This is a genomic window from Paenibacillus sp. GCM10012306 (genome assembly GCF_042649265.1).
In the GTDB taxonomy this organism is placed as follows: domain Bacteria; phylum Bacillota; class Bacilli; order Paenibacillales; family Paenibacillaceae; genus Paenibacillus_AQ.
On record NZ_JBHRYW010000002.1, the window covers coordinates 75,448 to 94,729 of the forward strand.

Here is a 19,282-nt window from a genome sequence, read left to right on the forward strand (position 1 = left end):
CGGCGGCGCTGGATCGCCGCCGTGCTGGCCCATGGCAGCGCCGCCGCCGAGGGCTGGCTGGCGCTGCTGGAGGCGCTCCCTGCTGCTGCGGGGAGCGCGCCGGGTGGCGGCGCAGCGCACGCCGCCCCGCTTGTGGCAGCGCCTGCGGATGCTGCCACCGCCCCTAGCCTTCCCCGTAGTGGGGAAGGCCAAGAGATCACTCCAGCCGCTCAGCAACGGCTGGAGAACTCCCCAGCAACCGCACACCAGTCGATTGTCAGCACTCCGGGGCAATCTGTGCATCAGCAGCTGGAGAACTTCCCGGCAATCGCGCGCCAGTGGATGGCGCAGATGCCGGTGCAGGCACTTGCCGGTCTCACAGTGACCGGCAACGATCTGGCCGCGGCCTTGGAGCAACGGCCAGGGCCATGGGTAGGGACGCTGCTGCAAGACCTTCTTCATGCAGTAGCATCCGGTGACCTGCGCAATCACCCAGAAGATTTGTTATTGGAAGCAAAAAGGATGGTAGGACATGAGCGAGATTGAATGGTTATCGCTGTCCGAATTACAACAGGAAGCTTCGGCTTCCCGTTGGGGCGGACAGGTACATATGCTAACGACTGTAGAGTCAACCCAGGAGGAAGCCAAGAAGCTCGCCGAGAATGGCGCTCCCGAAGGCACCACCGTCTTTGCAGAGGAACAGACGGGTGGCCGAGGACGACAGGGCAAGAAATGGCATTCCCCGCTCGGCAAGGGCATCTGGATGAGCGTGGTGCTTCGGCCGAACCTTCCGCTGTTGTCTACCCCCCAGCTTACGCTGATGGCGGGTGTAGCGGTCTGCCGGGCCATCCGGCGCATATCCGGAGTGGATGTCGGGATCAAATGGCCAAATGATCTACTCGCCGGAGATCGCAAAGTATGCGGGATTCTGCTGGAGTCTTGCTGCTATGAGAATGAGTTGGCCTACTGCATTGCCGGTATTGGCATTTCCGTTAATCTTACGGAAGAGGATTACCCGGATTTTCTGAACGGAGTGGGCACTTCGCTGCTGATTGAACGGGGAGGCGCTGCAGTTGACCGTTCTGTACTTGCGGGAGCTGTATTGACCGAACTGGATAGTCTATACGCCTTTTATCTGGAACACGGCTTTTCTCCCGTTGCCCGGTTATGGGAAGCAATGTCCGTGACGCTGGGTCGTCAAGTAGCCCGAAATACCCCGCAAGGGCGAATGGAAGGTCTTGCGACAGGGTTGGACGATAATGGTGGCTTACTGCTGATGGATCGGTCAGGGCAAATCCATAGCGTATCCTCTGGCGAAATCGAGTTAATCTGAGAGTTTGTACCATGACTTGTCACATTTTCTTCGTGTATTTGCGGCAATCATTTGATATACTATGGACAGAGGCGGTATCGGAACTTAGGCGAACTGCACTCCGAAATACATCATGTTTTTCTTGGATTCAGCTTCATAACTGTAATGAACGGTTACGTTGGATTCTGCTCTGAGCCGTAAGGACCGAGACAGAAGGGACGATCGCGAGTGACTCTTTTTTGCCCTTCGGACCTTTTTAGCGGACTAATGCTAAAGGGTTTTTTATTTGCGCATTTACGCGTTATCTACTCAGGAAAAGGGGAATGAGGAGCAATGGCAGACAAACAGGCACTGAACATTGTGAAAATGAAAAAAATGAAGGCGGACGGTATTCCGCTTACTATGATAACTGCATATGATTATCCTTCAGCCACTCTGGCCGAAGAGGCCGACATCGACATTATCCTTGTAGGCGATTCGCTAGGCAATGTGGTGTTGGGTTATGATACGACCCTTCCGGTCACTTTGGATGATATGGTATACCACACACGTTCCGTGGTCCGGGGAGCGCACAATACGTTCATCGTGGCAGATATGCCCTTCATGACATATCACGGCAGTATTGATGAGACTCTCCGCGGTGTCCGCAGACTGATGCAAGAGGGACGTGCCCATGCAGTCAAAGTGGAGGGCGGCATCGAGATCTGCGAGACTGTTAAGCAAATTGTAGCTGCAGGTGTGCCTGTCCTTGGACATATCGGCTTGACTCCGCAGTCTGTCAATACCATTGGCGGTTACCGGATTCAGGGTAAGGACCCGGCGGACGCACAGCGGTTGATGGCGGAGGCCAAGGCACTAGAGGCTGCGGGTGCTTTCGCGGTAGTGCTGGAACTTGTGACAGAGGAAGTGGCAGAGGCCATTTCGCGGGCACTCAGCATTCCAACCATCGGAATCGGAGCTGGACGTTATACGGACGGACAGGTTTTGGTATACCATGATGTACTGCGCTATGCCTCCCCTTATCGGGAGAAACGTTTTGTCAAAACCTATGCCGATATCGGAACACAAATCCGCGACGGGATCACTCAATATGTACAGGAAGTCAAGCAGCGCGCCTTCCCTGATGAGAGCCATGTTTTCAAAGCGGATGAGACGGTTCTAGAATCACTGTACGGCACCGCGTCAAAAGGAGCGAAATAAGATGAGAGTGGTCAGAACAGTAGAACAATTGCGCGAAGCGCTGGAATATATGCGGGGCGGCGGTCATACGCCGATTGGCTTTGTCCCAACCATGGGTTACTTGCATGACGGACATGCCAGCCTGCTGCGCCGGGCGGTGGAAATGTCTGGTACAGTGGTCATGAGCATTTTTGTCAATCCACTACAGTTTGGCCCGAATGAGGATTTTGCTTCCTATCCCCGTGACGAAGCCCGGGATCTGGAGCTTGCGGAGCGGGAAGGTGCCGATATCGTATTTATCCCTTCTGTGGAGGAGATGTATCCACGACCTATTCGGACTGGGGTGTCCGTCTCTTCGTTGACGAATGTACTGTGCGGGGCTTCGCGCCCGGGGCACTTTGACGGAGTGACTACCGTGGTTTCCAAGCTTTTTAATATGGTACAGCCCGACTATGCCTTTTTCGGTCTAAAGGATGCCCAGCAAGTCGCTGTGCTCCGCCAAATGGTATCTGACCTGAATATGAATGTGGAAATTGTGGCCTGTCCTATCGTTCGCGAAGCCGATGGTTTGGCGCTCAGTTCCCGCAATGTGTATTTGTCGGAGGAAGAACGACTTCAGGCACTTGTGTTGTCACGTTCCCTGCGTACGGCTCGTGAAGCCGTAGAAGAGGGATCAGTCAAGACCGCCGAGGAAATCCGGCAATTACTGACATCGATCATCTCTTCTTCACCACTAGCCGTAATAGATTACGCGGAAATTCTAACCTTTCCAGACCTTGAGCCACTGGCTGGCGATTTCATTTTGGCACAGGCTGATGGTGAGATCATTATGGCACTGGCCGTTAAGTTCGGCAAAACCCGCCTGATCGACAATATTGTGTTTACTCCGAAGGAGGTAGCTGCACTTGTTTAGACATATGATGAAATCCAAAATTCACCGCGCAACGGTGACAGAAGCCAATTTGAATTACGTGGGCAGCATTACCATTGATGAGGATTTGATGGAAGCCGCAGACTTGCTGGAGAATGAAAAAGTGCAGATCGTGGACAACAACAACGGGTCCCGTCTGGAGACTTATGTCATTCCCGGTCCGCGCGGTAGTGGAGTGATTTGTCTCAATGGTGCGGCAGCCAGACTGGTGCACCCTGGCGATACGGTAATTATTATTTCCTATGCGATGTTATCTCAAGAGGAGCTTAAGAACCATAAACCGACCGTAGTTTTTGTAGATGAACTGAACAAGCCGGTCAAACTCGCCGATCATGAGATCCACGCGACCATCGTCTAACCGATTCTTACGGGCATGTAATCAATGGCAGGCATGAAAGGCCCTTACCTTGCGAAAAATGAAGTCAGGCAAGCTGAACTGAACTGATACCATTTTCAGTAAGGGTGGGATGAAGTCATGTTTCAACATTTATTTGCTGAAATGAACCAGATGCTACAGGAGGTCGTCACAGACTACCCTAAAGCGCAGGGTGCCCGCCGGGAAGAGCTTTTATGCAAGTACAATCTGCTGCACAGAATCAGCGACCATGTTATGGATGAATGGCTGGTCTTTGCGGAGAAGCTCAGCCATTTCCGTGACAACATGGAACTACCGGATGAACCCCTGGAGCCTGCGACCGCGCAGGAAGCTCCAGAGCTGTCTATGGAGTCCTTTGCCAGAGGTCAGGGCTATTACAAGCTGCTGATGTATAGGCAGTGCATTGAACAGTTTAAGCACGTTGTTCAGGAGTACCCGGACAGTCTCGCTGCTCGGCTGTATCTCGCCATGGCCTATCTGCAGGAGGGCGAAGGCGAAGCCGCATGGGTTCATCTGAATCATATGCTGAATCTCGTGCGGGAACGCAAGCTCAAGGCCATGATCTATAATGCCATGGGCTGTATCCGGGCGACTCAGGAGCGTTTCCCAGAAGCGCAGGAATTGTTCGGACTGTCTCTCCAGCATGATCCGGCTTTGCCGGAACCGACTGTGAATCTGGAAGTGTGTCGTAAGCGTGGGGGACAACTCCAGTATGGCAGCCAGCTTGTTTCGCTTTTATAACGATCAGTCTTGCCACAGAAGCGATGCCTCCGCTGTTGACAGCGGGGTGCATCGCCTTTTTTCGCAACTTCTGTTATGCTGATTAAGAGTCTCAAGTGAAAGGGAATAGAACTTACAATGAAATTTGCCGTGCTTGATTTTGAAACAACGGGAACCCAATCAGTGGGTGAAATCATCCAGGTGGGTCTTGCCATTATAGAAGAAGACCGGTCCATTTCCCGGGTATATGGTTCCTTTGTCAAGCCCGGAGCGCCGATTCCTCCTTTTATTACGGGCTTGACAGGTATAACCGACAGTGACGTGGCGGATGCGCCTGAGCTGGATGAGATGATGATGGAGCTTGTGCCTTTACTGGACGATGTGGTCCTGGTAGGGCATAATGTCGCCTTCGACTTCCATTTTTTACAAAATGCTTTGGATCGATGCGGATATTTGCCATTTCAAGGCCGGATTCTGGATACGATCGATTTTCTGAAAATTTGCTTTCCTTCGCTGACGACTTATCAGCTGGGGGCCGTCAGCAACCATTTCGGCATTACGCATGAACGGCCGCATCAGGCCGATAGCGATGCCTTGGCTACTGCACTAGTACTGCTTCAATGTCTGGAGGAGCTGTACAGCCTGCCGCTGCTAACGATACAACGGCTAAGTGAGTTGTTCGCCGCTGAAGACAGCGATCTCGGTTGGTTTTTCGATGGGCTGCTGCGGGAGCGGGAGATGGAGACTTTTCAGCCGGAAAGTGATTTAACTTTTTATCGACAGCTTGCCCTTAAGGTAGGCGACTGGACAGAGCTTGAGCCTCCGCGAGACGAGCATGGGGTTAATCCGCTGCATTCATTATCTTTTTCCGATTATATGGATGAAGTAAGACAACGGCTCAAGGACAGATTGCCCCATTATGAGAGCCGGGAAGCCCAGGATATTATGTTTAACGAGGTTATAACCGCACTTTCTGAGGACAAGCACCTGCTGATTGAAGCAGGGACGGGAACCGGTAAGTCGCTGGGTTATCTGCTCCCGGCAATTTATCAGAGCGTTCGTAGCAGTCAGAAGGTCATGGTCAGCACTCATACCATTAATTTGCAAGACCAATTACGGGAGCGCGATATTCCGCTGCTGACCGAAGTTGTTCCATTTCCGTTCAAGGCTGCTATCTTCAAAGGAAGAGGGCATTATTTGTGTCTGCGCAAGTTTGAACATAAAATAAATAAAAGGGACTTTGCCAATCCGAGGGAAGATGCCATCATTGCCGCACAGATGATTGTGTGGCTGGCGCAGAGCGAATCCGGGGATGACGAGGAATTGAACCTCGGTGGACGCGGCGGAGATTTCTGGGAGACGGTAGCGAGCGATACCGATTCTTGCCTGGGCCGATCCTGCCCTTGGTTCCGTAAGTGTTATTACCACCGGGCTAAGCATGAAGCCGGCATAGCGGACGTAGTCATTACGAACCATTCCAAGCTGTTCGCGGATGTCAAAGCTGGACATCAACTGCTGCCAGCCTATGAGCATCTGGTCATCGATGAGGCCCACCATCTGGAGGATGTAGCCGGAAAGCATCTCGGGATGCACATGAAGCATTTTACGGTGTCACATACTCTTGGTAGGCTCTACAAGGACAGCCGTAATGGACAGCTGCCAGCTCTGCGTCAAATCCTGCAAACTGCGGGTAGCGAGCAGGCTTCGGAATGGAGCAGCATCATTGACAGGCTATATCCGGACTTGCTTACGGTGAAGGAGACATGGGACGTCCTGAGTGAGAAGCTGTACACTCTTCTGCCGGAGCGCAGTGATGCGGCCGCAGGGGAGGCAGGACAGCTGGTGCTTCGTCTCTTGCCGGGAAGCAAGCCGAAGGACTGGGAAGAGCTGGCGGCGCTGGAGAATACAATGCACCTGAGCCTCAGTGATGTCATCCGCAAAGGAGAGAAGATGCTGAGCGAGATGCGCGAACAGGACGGTCAGTCCAGCTCGGACAGTCTGGTAACCGATCTCGGCGGTCTCTTCAAGGATCTGAGTGCCATTCGTGAACAGGTTCGCTTCTTTATGAGTCTGAACGACGTGAATGTTGTGTACTGGCTGGAAGCCAGCAGCAATTATCGCAGCAAGTCCCTGCAGCTCTATGCGGTGCCTGTCGATGTCAGCGCCCAGCTCAAGGAGCTGTTCTTCGATAAGAAGAACAGCATTGTGCTGACCTCAGCCACCTTGTCGGTCGATAAATCATTTCAATTCATGATTGACAATCTGGGGCTCGGTGAGGCAGCGGAGCAGGGACGCCTGATGACCTCTCTGCTGCCCTCGCCGTTCAAGTACCGTGAACAGGCCCTGCTGGTCATTCCGCGCGACTTCCCGAGCGTTAAGGGCAGCATAGGCGATGCACGCTTTGTGGACACGCTGGTGCAATCTCTCGCGGAGGCAGCGGTGACCACACGCGGACGAATGCTGGTGCTGTTCACCTCTTACCGCATGCTGCGCCAGGTCTATGATCCCCTGAAGGAAGCTCTGGCTTCACAGGATATCAGCGTACTGGGGCAGGGAGTGGAGGGCGGAAGCCGCAGCAAGCTGATCCGTCGATTTCAGGACAGCAGCGCTGCAGTGCTGCTTGGTACAAGCAGCTTCTGGGAAGGCGTAGACATTCCCGGCGATGCGTTAACTTGCCTGGCCATCGTCAGGCTGCCGTTTCAGCCGCCGAATCATCCGCTGGCGGAGGCCAAGGCTGAACTGCTTCAAGCGCAGAAGAAGAACCCGTTCATGAAGCTCTCCGTGCCGCAGGCGGTCATCCGCTTCAAGCAGGGCTTCGGTCGTCTCGTTCGGACGGCACAAGACCGGGGAATCGTTATTGTTTATGATACCAGGGTTATTGAGTCCTATTACGGTAAATATTTTCTGTATTCGCTGCCTGGTCCCAAGATGGAGCATATGAAGACTGAGCAGATGGTTCCCCGAATTGCAGAATGGCTGGAGGAAGGAGGCATTTAATGCCTCTTTCATTCAGTCTATAATGCGTTATTTTTCAACAATCGGATTAATCTATATTTACCATCATTCGGAAAATATAGGGCGAGAAAATGCTGTTCGTTGGGGAGACCAGGTTATTTTCCATTGGTTCAAGAAGGATGGTATAAGGGATGAATGGACTTGCGCCCTAAAGCCCTAACTTCATAGCGCCTCATCTTTTGTTTGAATTTTAATTTAACTTAATCTAGGAGGAGAAAACATGAAATCGGATAAAATCTCGGAGGCGGTGGTACGCAGACTTCCAGTATACCTGCGGTTCCTCAACGATCTCCAAAAACGTGAAATCTCGACAGTTTCTTCTCAAGAACTTGGTCAGAAGCTAGATCTTAACCCGGCCCAGATCCGCAAGGATCTGGCTTATTTTGGCGACTTCGGCCGTAAAGGCATCGGTTATGATGTGTCTTATCTCATTGAGAAGATCCGTCATATCCTGAAACTGGATCAGCAAATTAACGTGGCTTTGGTAGGCGCCGGTAATCTTGGACATGCTTTGTCCAACTACAATGCTTACTTGAAGGACACGATGAAAATAACCGCCATTTTTGATTCGTATGAGCCCAAGGTAGGGCAGAAAATCAACTCGCTCACGGTACAGCCGATGAAGGAACTGGGCAGCACTATTCGTGAGCAGGGCATCCGTATCGGCATTATTACCGTACCGGATACCGAAGCGCAGAATGTAGCAGATATTCTGGTGGAATCCGGGATTGAAGCGATTTTGAACTTTGCACCTGTGATTCTGAAAACACCATCCCAGATCCGAGTCCATGCAGCGGACTTTACAACGGATTTGCAAAGCCTTGCTTATTATTTGCAGGATGGAAAGGAAGAGCTTGGGCATGAGCAGCAGTAAGATTCTGATCCGTAACGGGAGATTTCTTGTGCCTGGGGCTCCTCTTTCTGTGTTGAACGGCTATATGATCATAGAGGATGATCTCATCACATACATAGGTGAAGAAGAGCCGTGTCTTGAAGAAGAGGTGCAGGTGATCGATGGTAACCGCTTGCTGTTCATGCCTGGTCTGGTGAATACCCATGGCCATGCGGCGATGTCGCTGCTGCGCGGCTATGGCGATGACCGAACTCTTCAGGTCTGGCTGCAGGAGAAAATGTGGCCGATGGAGGGCAAGTTTACCCCGGACGATATCTACTGGGGAAGCTCGCTGGCTATCTTGGAAATGATGAAGGGTGGCACGACGACCTTTCTTGACATGTATGACAAAATGGATCGGGTGGCTGAGATCACGCAGCAGTCCGGCATGCGCGGGGTGCTGACACGAGGGGTTATCGGCTTATGTCCGCCAGAGGTACAGGATGCGAAGCTGGCTGATGCTGTCCAGTTCGCCCGTGATTGGAATGGCAAGGCAGACGGCAGAATTACAACGATGCTGTCGCCGCATTCCCCGTATACGTGTCCGCCGGAATTTATAGTCAAGTTCGTGCAGGCTGCCCATGACCTGGATCTACCGCTGCATACGCATATGTCGGAGACGAAGCGGGAAGTGGAGCAGAATGTTGAGGATTATGGACTGCGCCCTGTTGCACACTTGGAACAGCTGGGAATGTTCACACGACCGTCTCTGGTCGCGCATGGCGTGCATTTGAATGACGAGGAGATCGGTATTCTGGCCCGTCACCATGTCGGCGTCTCCCACAACCCTGGGAGCAACCTGAAGCTGGCCAGCGGCATTGCCCGGGTTATCGATCTGCTGAATGCAGGCGTTACTGTATCACTGGGTACGGACAGTGCAGCCAGCAACAATAATCTGGATTTGTTCGAAGAGATGCGTTTGGCAGCGCTCATTCATAAGGGCTTCAGCGGAGACCCAACAGCTGTTCCGGCTGCAGAGGCCCTGCGGATGGCAACGGAGTACGGTGCGAAATCACTCTTCCTGAATAGCGTGGGCAAGCTTGCCCCAGGCATGAAAGCAGACTTCATTGCCATTGATATCGATCAGCCGCATTTGCTGCCGCATACGGACCTGATTTCACATGCGGTATACTCAGCCAGTGCCAAAGACGTGCTCCATGTCTGGGTGAACGGACAGCAGATTGTAAAGAACGGAGAATGCCTGACGCTGGATGAAGAAGCTATTCGTCGTAAGGCGCAGGAAGCTTTTGTAGGCCTGTTGAATCGGTAGGCAAGGATCGGCAGAACCGCCGTGGAACATGTAGAAAGGAAGCTGTAACTTGAAAAAGAGGAAAAAATGGATCCTGCTAGGAGTGGCACTGTTTCTGCTCCTGCTGCTTGGCCTAAGCCAGTTCTATGCTTTTATCATGAAGGACCAATGGAAAGAACGGGATGCAGCCAAGGAGGTTGCCCTAAGTCGAGCAGGCTTAACTCAAGTAGAGAAGGCCCAGAAATCGGTCTGGGACGAAAACTCGTTGTATTGGGTGCTAACAGGGAAAAATGAGGCGGGTACCGAACTGATGGTGTGGGTCCGCTTTACAACGGACGGTAAGGTTGCTGAAGGCGACAACGTGGTATTCAGCGAAGAACTGAGCAAGGGCACATCGGAGGCAAAAATCAGGTCCATCATCAGCGCACAGCTTCCGGATATTAAAATTCAAAGGCTGATCCCGGGTGTATATAACGGGGAATACACCTGGCAGCTTTTTTATGAACAGGCAGACCGTTATTATTATCAGTTCTACCGCTTTTCTGATGGCAATCCCATCGGAGGACGCTTCAGCCTACCCAAGCGCTGAGTTTGAGCCTCCGCAAGCTTCATGATGGGAACGAGCGTGTGAGAGAGCAATGGCGTTTAAGGGGATTTAAGAAAACACAAACAAGCGAACCGGATTGCGGCTCGCTTGTTTGTGTTGAAGCTGGTGCTGATGCTGATGCTGATGCTGATGTTGAAGCTGGTGCTGAAGCTGGTGCAGATGACTGATGCTACTGTTGATGTTGATGCTACTGTTACTGATATATTAATGTGAGAAGTGTTAAGAACGAGAATGTTTAGCGAGATTTTTACGGAAATTGGTTGATCTACATAGAGCGAATTGAATAACAAAACAAACAAAGCTAAGTTAAAAGAGAGTCAATAATAAAAATTCCCGAGGTGTAATTAGCGGCATTTTTGTACCTTAAATTCTCAGCAGCAAAGGGTTAATGGGAATTAAGTGCAATTTTGTACCTTAAATCTTCCAGAATGCCCGGTTAGCGGTACTTTTTTGAAAAATAAGATACAATAATGCCCTTATTTTCTTTATTTAGCTATATTCGAGGAAAATAAGGTGCAAAAATGCTGTTAATTAGGGAGACGAGCCATCTTTCTCACTGTTAAGACGACTGGTAAAGGGGAAAATAACCGATTCTGCTCTTGAAATTTGGTGACGGTCTGTACTTCCTCCGGGTGCTAGCTTTCCTATGGAAAGCTTTCACGGCGAGCGTCTCGCTCCTAAAGTTTTGAAGTATCCCTTTTCGTTCCCCTTCGCGTCTGGTTTCTTTTCGCGTCTGGTTGCTCTTCGCCTCTGTTACACTTCGCGTCTGGTTCCTTTTCGCGTCTAGCTCCCCTTCGTGTCTAGCTCCCGTTCGCGTCTGTTTCTGCTTCACGTCTGTTTCCACTTCACGTCTGGTACCCCTTCGCGTCTAGCTTCTCTTCATGTTTAGCTTCTCCTCGCGCTTCGCTTCTCCTAACGTCTTTCGAATCTCGTTCCTCGTTTCGTTCCTCTTCGTATTTCGCTCCTCTCCACGTTTCGCTCCTTTCTTTTGTTCGTCCTATATATAATTATCGTATTGATTATTATATATCAAATGTGCTGATTTTTTATATCAGATAGTATGGCGTCACTGATTCGCAGAAATGCAGATAACCGATCATTAGGTAGAAAATCTGATCGAAAAAAGCCGCAGAACTAAGTTCTGTGGCTTACTTTGTCGAAAACCAACAAAAGTTTTAGAGAAATTTGTAAAAAATAGAATCAAAAATTTTAAATATATTCACACTTTTTTTCGTTTTCGTATATACACCTGTGATATACTACTATTTGTATTCAAGAGGGCATGCTGAATTGAATCCCAGAGCATAGGGATCATGGCATACCGGGACGTTTCATATTACTTGTTGTTATCATCGAGAGGAGGACGTTTCTTGAAACTGCGTCTTGTACCTGTACTGCTAACGTCACTGTTGACGGCTGCCTTGTTATTTGGTGGATGGTTTCTCTATCGTGAATTTGTGGTTCAGGAACCGCTCCAGAAGATTGTGGCAGGCTATGAAGGTGTCAATAAGTCTCAAGTTTCTATTAATCGCGATCAGGTGACTTTGAAACTCGATCTGCAGCCAGGCACAAAAATGCGTGAACTGGTTCAATATATATCGACAGAAGGCAAATCGGCTCTTAACGGACGTACGTTGAAGCTGGATGTAGATCAGCACTCTAATGCAATGCTGGATGATTATTGGAATAAAGCACTGTTCTCGGTAGCGGAAGCCATGGAGAGCGGCAAATATACATTGATTCCTACAACGCTTGAAGGACTAAAAGAAAATCATTCGGAATACAAGGGTGTAGTTGCAACGACAGAAATTGATGACAGCAATGTCTATGTAAGCCTAAGCAGCGGAAAAGACAGCAAGTTCATTATTCTGCCGCGCAAGCCGGTCAAGATGGGGGTCTGGAACAATGCCTAAATGGACTAAAGAAGTGCTGGTGGGATTTATTCCTGTCTTGTTGATTTTTATGGTGTTTGTTGGCATTAATATTTTTCCGGTCATCATTGCGGCTGGGATGATCGGCGCGTTGCTGCTGATAGCACATATGCGCGGCGGCATCGCCGTCGGTGCCGGAGCAGAGAAGAAGCGCAAGAAGGACGGGCCGTCCAAGCTGACTTTTGAAGAGATTGGTGGCCAGGACAATGCCAAGCAGGAATTGCGTGAAGCGCTGGATTTCCTGATTCGTCATGAAGAGATCAGTAAGTTCGGGATTCGGCCACTTAAGGGTATCCTGTTGACTGGTCCTCCAGGAACGGGGAAGACACTGATGGCTAAAGCAGCTGCGCACTATACGAATTCAGTATTCGTTGCTGCCTCAGGCAGTGAATTTGTTGAGATGTATGTCGGGGTAGGCGCAGGCCGTATCCGTGACTTGTTCCGTGACGCCCGTGCTCGGGCTGTGAAGGAGAACAAGCAGAGCGCGATTATTTTCATTGATGAAATTGATGTCATTGGCGGCAAACGCGAAGGCGGGCAGCAACGCGAGTATGATCAGACGCTGAATCAGTTGCTCACGGAAATGGACGGTATTTATAACAATGAGACTCCGCGCATTCTGCTGGTAGCTGCTACGAACCGCAAGGAAATGCTGGATTCGGCGCTGCTACGTCCGGGCCGCTTCGACCGTCATATCCAGGTGGATATGCCTGATATCAAGGGCCGCAGATCGATTCTGGCTCTTCATGCCAAGAACAAGCCGCTGAGCGCTGAAGTAAATCTCGATAAAATCGCTGAGGAAGCTTATGGATTCTCTGGTGCCCAGCTCGAAAGCGTGATGAACGAAGCAGCCATCTACATGATGCGTGAGAATCTGACAGAGGTGGAGCATCGTCATTTGTCCATGGCCATCGATAAGGTGATGATGGGCGAGAAGACAGATCGCGAGACCAATCTGGAAGAGAAGAAGCGCGTAGCAATTCATGAGCTCGGACATGCGATAATGGCCGAACTGCTGCGTCCGGGCAGTGTTAGTCAGGTTACGCTAACCCCGCGCGGTCAAGCGCTTGGCTACGTGCGTCATAACCCGCAGCAGGAGCAGTATCTCTATACGAAAGACTATCTGGAAGATCAGATCATGATTGCACTGGGCGGTGCCGCTTCCGAGGAAATTTTCTATGGCGGGCGCAGCACAGGCTCGAGAGGAGACTTCGATCAAGCGTTGAATATTGTCGAGACGATGATGAAGTCTGGACTTACCTCCCTGGGGATTGCCAATCTGGATATGGTTACCACAGAAGAATTAATGAAGGAAAATAGCAAAATATTGGACGAACTTATGCTTCGGACGCGTGAAATGCTGGAGAATCAGCGAAATGTGTTTGATTACTCTCTTGACATTTTAATGAAAGAAGAAGTCCTCTCTGGAGAGCAATTTCGTTGTCAATTTCGTGACAGCGTCCTTTTACCGGCATAAATCTTTATGCCGGTTATTTTTTTTTACTTTTCAGGCATGCTAAGATATCATTATATGTCGGGCTTTATAAATTTTTACGACAGACAAGGTACAATACTAAGGTATAGATACCTGAAAGGATGGAGACTTTTTTATGAATTTTAAGAAAATCGGTGTCATCGGCGGCGGTACGATGGGACAAGGCATCGCAGAAATGCTCGCAGCCAAGGGCTTGGATGTTATGCTGGTGGAGAAAAATGAAGAAAGACTGGATTATTCCTATGAAATGATCGAAACCAGTCTGGACAAACAACTGGAGAAATGGGCCATCACTCAGGCAGAGAAGAAATTAATTCTCGGCCGCATTCAAAAAGTGACACATTTTGCAGAACTCAGTTCCTGTGATATGGTTATTGAGACAATCATTGAAGATCTGGAAGCCAAACAAAAAGTATTTCATCAGCTTGACCAAGTGTGTCCGAGCCACATTATCCTGGCGAGTAATACTTCCACACTCAGCTTGACTGAACTTGCCAGCTCAACAATGTATCCGGAACGCGTCATTGGCATGCATTTTATATACCCTGTAGCGAAAGTAGATCTGGTCGAAATTGTACGTGGTCTGAAAACTTCGGACAAAACATTCGAAGACACAAAAGCTTTTGTAGACGAGGTTGTAGAGAAGAAGGGCGTAATGATTTATGAATCCCCGGGATTTGTAACTTCACGCCTCATTTGCTTGCTCATCAACGAAGCTATGCATGTATTGCAAGAAGGTGTCGCTTCTCCTCAGGATATTGATGATGCTATGCGAATCGGCTACCAGTTCCAATATGGACCACTGGAAATGGCTGACCGGTTCGGCCTGGATTCAGTGCAGGCTGCGCTCGAGCGGATGTTCCGCGAATACGGGGAACTGAAATACCGTCCATCGACCATTCTGAAAAAGATGGTGCGTGCGGGACAACTGGGTATGAAATCGGGCGAAGGCTTCTTCAAGTACGACAAGGATGGTGACCGTATATGAATATTCTAGTAATTAACTCCGGTAGTTCTTCTCTGAAATACCAGCTGTACAACATGACAGATGAATCTGTTCTGGCAAAAGGTCTGGTAGAGCGGATCGGGATGGACTCCTCTATCCTGAATCACAAGCCGACTGGCAAGCAGGAAGTAACAGAAGTCAGCGAAATCCTGGAACATAACACAGCGATTCGTAAAGTTCTTGCCATCCTGACTGACAAGGAACACGGCGTAATCGAGTCCATTAAAGAAATCAATGCTGTTGGGCACCGCGTGGTGCACGGGGGCGAATACTTCAAAGCTTCCGCGCTGGTGGATGCCGATGCCAAAGCGAAGATTCGTCAGTTGTTCGACCTGGCGCCACTGCATAACCCTGCTGCAATGATGGGGATCTCCGCTTCCGAGACCAATATGCCGGGCGTACCACAGGTTGTTGTCTTCGATACTGCGTTCCATCAAACGATGCCTGAGAAGGCCTATATGTATGCTATTCCAAGAGTGTTGTACAACAAATACAAGGTTCGCCGTTATGGTGCCCACGGTACATCCCATGATTTCGTGAGCAAGGCTGCTGCCGAATATCTGGATCGTCCGCTTGAGGATCTCAAAATTATCACATGCCACATCGGTAACGGTGCGAGCGTAACCGCTGTTCAAGGCGGTGTGTCTGTTGATACTTCCATGGGGATGACTCCGCTGGAAGGTCTGATGATGGGTACGCGCAGCGGTGATCTTGACCCTGCTGTTGTTCCATATGTAATGAATAAGGAAGAGTTGTCCGTAGGCGAAGTGAATTCGATGCTTAACAAGCACAGCGGATTGCTTGCGATTTCGGGCGTCAGCAGCGATATGCGCGATATTATTGACGGTGCGGAGAAAGGCGAGCCTAACTCTACGCTTGCTTTTGAAATGTACGAATACCGTCTGCGCAAATACATCGGTTCTTACGCAGCTGCTATGAACGGTGTAGACGCGATTGTGTTCACAGCCGGTGTCGGCGAGAATGCTTCGCTGCTTCGCGAAAGAGTGCTGAATAACCTGACATTCCTTGGAATTGAATTGGACGCTGAAGCCAACAAAGTCCGCTCCGGCGACCCGCGCCGCATCTCGACGGCTGATTCCAAGGTACAGGTGCTCGTGGTGCCGACAAACGAAGAGCTTGTCATCGCACGCGATACACACCGTATTGTGCAAGGAATTAACGGCTAAATTAGAGGAGAGAGTGTAGGCATGGCTAACAAGAGTGTAATCAAGAGAGTGAATGAGCATGTTGGAGAGAGTGTTGTCATCGGCTGTTGGGTTAACAACAAGCGCTCCAGCGGTAAAATCCAGTTCCTGCAGCTGCGGGATGGTACAGGGTATATCCAGGGTGTTGTCGTGAAATCCGAAGTACCTGAAGAGGTATGGGATGCCGCCAAGAGCCTGACGCAGGAAAGCTCCCTGTACGTGACTGGAATCATTCGTGAAGAACCGCGTAGTCAATCCGGATACGAAATGACAGTTACTGGTATCGAGGTGCTGTACATCACCGAGAATTATCCGATTACGCCAAAAGAGCATGGTGTAGATTTCCTGATGGATCACCGTCACCTCTGGCTGCGTTCTTCCAAGCAGCGTGCGGTCCTGGTCATTCGTGCAGAAATCATCCGTGCGATTCAAGAGTTCTTTGATACCAACGGCTTTACAATGGTCGATCCGCCGATTCTGACGCCGACCTCGGCAGAAGGCACGACCAACCTGTTCCACACCAAATATTTTGACGAGGATGCTTACCTGACACAGAGCGGTCAGCTCTACATGGAAGCAGCTGCGATGGCTTTGGGCCGTGTCTACTCCTTCGGGCCGACATTCCGTGCGGAGAAGTCCAAGACCCGCCGCCACCTGATCGAGTTCTGGATGATCGAGCCAGAGATGGCCTTTACCGATCATGAAGAAAGCTTGAAGGTACAGGAGCAGTTCGTGTCTCATGTTGTGCAATCCGTAGTGAAGAACTGTCGTACCGAACTGGAAGCAGTAGGCCGCGACATTTCCAAACTGGAAGCCATTCAGGCACCATTCCCACGGATCACTTATGATGATGCCATCAAGTTCCTGAACGAGAATGGACATGAGATCGCTTGGGGCGAAGACTTCGGCGCACCGCATGAAACAGCGATCGCTGAAGCTTATGACAAGCCGGTGTTCATCACCCATTACCCAGCTTCGTTCAAGGCTTTCTACATGAAGCCAGATCCGAATCGTCCGGAAGTGGTGCTCTGTGCCGACATGATCGCGCCTGAAGGATACGGCGAGATTATCGGTGGTTCACAGCGGATCGATGATCCAGCTCTGCTGGAAGAACGCTTCAAGGAGCATAATCTGTCGCTGGAAACGTACAAATGGTACATGGATCTGCGCACTTACGGTTCTGTTCCACATTCCGGCTTCGGTCTGGGACTGGAGCGCACGGTAGCCTGGATTTGCGGACTTGACCACGTACGTGAGACGATCCCGTTCCCGCGCACGCTTTACCGTTTGTATCCATAATTTCATCGCAATCACGCTGCGCCGTCCTTGAATCAAGGCGGCGCAGTTTCTTGTAGACATATAAGGTGCGTGGAGTTATTTTTAGACAAAAGGGGGGCGCACATGGACGGCAAAGGATGGAACGCCTGGGGGGCAGGCGCTGCCTTCGGGCTGGAAAGCGGGATGACCGTCATTCCCTACCCACTGCTGAAGCATTATCGGAAGCTGGGACTGACTGGAAGCGAGGCGATGCTGCTCATTCATCTGCTGGCTTTTCGGCAGGTGGAAGGGCTGGATTTCCCGACCCTGGAGGATCTGCAGGGTGTAACGGGACGAAGCATCCCCGTCATTGCCGGAGAGATGCAGAAGCTGATGAAGGACGGATGGATCAGCATTGATGAGGCCAATGATGAACTGCAAGGCATCCATTACGAACGATATAATTTCACTGGATTGTATAGCAAGCTTGGTGCTTATCTGGCAGAGGCAGCTCAACAAGGGGTGCAGCAGGCTCCTCAGGGGCTGCGTACATCGGCAGGACCAGCTTCTGACATTGACTGGGGGACAAGCTGGAATGCGGCTGAGACTTCCGGCAGGGAGGAAGAAGAGAGCAAGAGCCTGTTCAGCATCTTTGAGAAAGAGTTTGGGCGTCCGCTATCCCCGATGGAATGCGAGACGATCTCCGGCTGGGTCGATCAAGACCATTACCTGGAGGAACTGATTCTGCTTGCGCTGAAGGAAGCGGTCTTTGCCGGAAAGCTGCATTTCCGGTACATCGATCGTATTCTGCTGGAGTGGTCACGCAACCGCCTCAAGAATGCCCAGGATGTGAAGGCATATTCGCAGAAATTCCGTAACGGCGGAAGATAGATTCTTCCGATTGAGAGAGATTGAACCGTATTGCGCTGGTTATCGCCGGCCAATACGGTTTTTCTACATTTTAGGGTACTAATAATTGCTATAAATCCCCTATTTTCCTCTCTAAAAAAATTCACGCATATCGCAGGGACAAGTGAAGGAAGCTACGTCTATTGCTGTGGGGGTTGCTGTGGAAGGAGGGGAGAGCGATCGAGGATGAACTATTAATCAGGAGAATTTGTCAGGGAGATGAGGATGCCTTTCGGCAGTTCGTGGACAGGTATGCCGAGCAAGTATACAAGATCACCTACTCGGTGTTGCGCGAAACCAGAGGCGCTGAAGACGCGGCTCAGGAAGCCTTCCTCCAAATATACAAATCTCTCCCCGACTATCGTTTTCAGGGATTAATAACCTGGATCTCGCGTATTGCCTTACATAAGGCAATTGACTCCAAACGTAAACGGGATCGCCAGCGGGAGCAGTACGTTGACAGCGAGATAACGCTTAGTCAGATCTCCTCGGATGATGAGGACATCCTGGCGGGTGTTGTCCGGCGAGAACGCAGAGATCGACTGTGGAATGAAGTGCAGACACTGCCGAAGATGCATCGTGATGTGATCGTCGCCTTCTATATTGAACAGAAAAATTATGAACAGATAGCAATCCAAGAGGGGATTACATTGAAAACGGTGGAATCCCGGCTTTACCGGGCCCGGCAGTGGATTCGAAAACATTGGAAGGAGGACGATTGGCTATGAGACAAGACGGAGAATTACAGCAGGATGTTGCCCGTGCACGACAGTATATTGCAGGCGAAGGAAGTCCGGAAGAGCGGGATGTCTGGGAGCAGCGCCTACTGGAGGATGACGATGCGCTTCTTTGCTACTTGGAAGCACTGGATGAGCTGCAAGGACAACTTCCTTCGCTGGAAAGCCCTAAGCATTTTACGGAGAATGTGATGGGAAGCTTACCCGCTGTGCAGAAGCCAGCAAAACAACATAGCGAGGACATCGGGCCATCCCCAGAAACTCAGCGACGAACTCGCTGGTACGAGCAAGCGATTGTCCATTATGTAATTGCCGCTTCACTAACGCTGATCCTTCTGTCCTCCGGTGTATTCGATCGGATGCTTTCGGGGGAGCTAGGAGTGTTCATTCCGGAGGGGAAGCATTCGTCTTATAGCCAACAAATAAAGCAGGCGACCAGTAGCTGGCTGGATTATTTGATGAACGGTAATCGCAAGTGAGAG

General features: G+C 50.5%; 18 protein-coding genes. All 18 read left to right on the forward strand.

Annotated elements, in window-relative coordinates:
* The first annotated feature begins 21 nt into the window (after positions 1-21).
* On the forward strand, positions 22-525 hold the full coding sequence (locus ACFORK_RS04100; protein WP_379197086.1) for an HD domain-containing protein: 504 nt from the start codon (positions 22-24) through the stop codon (positions 523-525).
* On the forward strand, positions 512-1,312 hold the full coding sequence (locus ACFORK_RS04105) for a biotin--[acetyl-CoA-carboxylase] ligase (RefSeq protein ID WP_379195951.1): 801 nt from the start codon (positions 512-514) through the stop codon (positions 1,310-1,312). Before ACFORK_RS04100 ends, ACFORK_RS04105 begins: the two co-directional genes overlap by 14 nt.
* Positions 1,313-1,624: 312 nt before the next feature.
* Entirely contained in the window at positions 1,625-2,491 is an 867-nt protein-coding gene (gene panB, locus ACFORK_RS04110) for a 3-methyl-2-oxobutanoate hydroxymethyltransferase (protein WP_379195953.1), read from the forward strand.
* A 1-nt stretch (position 2,492) separates the two neighbouring features.
* Positions 2,493-3,383, forward strand: a complete 891-nt coding sequence (panC, locus tag ACFORK_RS04115) for a pantoate--beta-alanine ligase (protein WP_379195955.1) — start codon at positions 2,493-2,495, stop codon at positions 3,381-3,383.
* Positions 3,376-3,759, forward strand: coding sequence for an aspartate 1-decarboxylase (gene panD, locus ACFORK_RS04120; protein WP_379195957.1), 384 nt, complete (start codon positions 3,376-3,378; stop codon positions 3,757-3,759). The genes panC and panD overlap by 8 nt, the downstream gene beginning before the upstream one ends.
* 117 nt (positions 3,760-3,876) lie before the next feature.
* Positions 3,877-4,518: a tetratricopeptide repeat protein gene (locus ACFORK_RS04125; RefSeq protein WP_379195959.1), complete on the forward strand. Its 642-nt coding sequence runs from the start codon at positions 3,877-3,879 to the stop codon at positions 4,516-4,518.
* A 117-nt stretch (positions 4,519-4,635) separates the two neighbouring features.
* On the forward strand, positions 4,636-7,494 hold the full coding sequence (gene dinG, locus ACFORK_RS04130) for an ATP-dependent DNA helicase DinG (protein WP_379195961.1): 2,859 nt from the start codon (positions 4,636-4,638) through the stop codon (positions 7,492-7,494).
* A gap of 238 nt (positions 7,495-7,732) precedes the next feature.
* Positions 7,733-8,386: a redox-sensing transcriptional repressor Rex gene (locus tag ACFORK_RS04135; protein ID WP_379195963.1), complete on the forward strand. Its 654-nt coding sequence runs from the start codon at positions 7,733-7,735 to the stop codon at positions 8,384-8,386.
* Complete coding sequence (locus ACFORK_RS04140; RefSeq protein WP_379195965.1) at positions 8,373-9,674, forward strand: amidohydrolase; 1,302 nt, start codon at positions 8,373-8,375, stop codon at positions 9,672-9,674. The genes ACFORK_RS04135 and ACFORK_RS04140 overlap by 14 nt, the downstream gene beginning before the upstream one ends.
* A 49-nt stretch (positions 9,675-9,723) precedes the next feature.
* Positions 9,724-10,242 carry a cell wall elongation regulator TseB-like domain-containing protein gene (locus ACFORK_RS04145; RefSeq protein WP_379195967.1) on the forward strand — a complete coding sequence of 173 codons (519 nt, stop codon included), beginning with the start codon at positions 9,724-9,726 and terminating at the stop codon, positions 10,240-10,242.
* A 1,388-nt stretch (positions 10,243-11,630) separates the two neighbouring features.
* Positions 11,631-12,173: a hypothetical protein gene (locus ACFORK_RS04150; RefSeq protein ID WP_379195969.1), complete on the forward strand. Its 543-nt coding sequence runs from the start codon at positions 11,631-11,633 to the stop codon at positions 12,171-12,173.
* On the forward strand, positions 12,166-13,668 hold the full coding sequence (locus ACFORK_RS04155) for an AAA family ATPase (RefSeq protein WP_379195971.1): 1,503 nt from the start codon (positions 12,166-12,168) through the stop codon (positions 13,666-13,668). Before ACFORK_RS04150 ends, ACFORK_RS04155 begins: the two co-directional genes overlap by 8 nt.
* A 133-nt stretch (positions 13,669-13,801) precedes the next feature.
* A complete protein-coding gene (locus ACFORK_RS04160) occupies positions 13,802-14,674 on the forward strand; it encodes a 3-hydroxyacyl-CoA dehydrogenase family protein (protein WP_379195973.1) in 873 nt (290 codons plus the stop codon).
* A complete protein-coding gene (locus ACFORK_RS04165; protein WP_379195975.1) occupies positions 14,671-15,879 on the forward strand; it encodes an acetate/propionate family kinase in 1,209 nt (402 codons plus the stop codon). Before ACFORK_RS04160 ends, ACFORK_RS04165 begins: the two co-directional genes overlap by 4 nt.
* Before the next feature lie 21 nt (positions 15,880-15,900).
* Positions 15,901-17,196: an asparagine--tRNA ligase gene (gene asnS / locus ACFORK_RS04170; RefSeq protein ID WP_379195977.1), complete on the forward strand. Its 1,296-nt coding sequence runs from the start codon at positions 15,901-15,903 to the stop codon at positions 17,194-17,196.
* A gap of 102 nt (positions 17,197-17,298) precedes the next feature.
* Positions 17,299-18,045: a DnaD domain-containing protein gene (locus ACFORK_RS04175; RefSeq protein WP_379195979.1), complete on the forward strand. Its 747-nt coding sequence runs from the start codon at positions 17,299-17,301 to the stop codon at positions 18,043-18,045.
* A 161-nt stretch (positions 18,046-18,206) separates the two neighbouring features.
* Positions 18,207-18,791, forward strand: a complete 585-nt coding sequence (locus ACFORK_RS04180; RefSeq protein WP_379195982.1) for an RNA polymerase sigma factor — start codon at positions 18,207-18,209, stop codon at positions 18,789-18,791.
* Positions 18,788-19,279, forward strand: coding sequence for a hypothetical protein (locus ACFORK_RS04185; protein WP_379195984.1), 492 nt, complete (start codon positions 18,788-18,790; stop codon positions 19,277-19,279). The genes ACFORK_RS04180 and ACFORK_RS04185 overlap by 4 nt, the downstream gene beginning before the upstream one ends.
* Positions 19,280-19,282 lie beyond the last annotated feature (3 nt).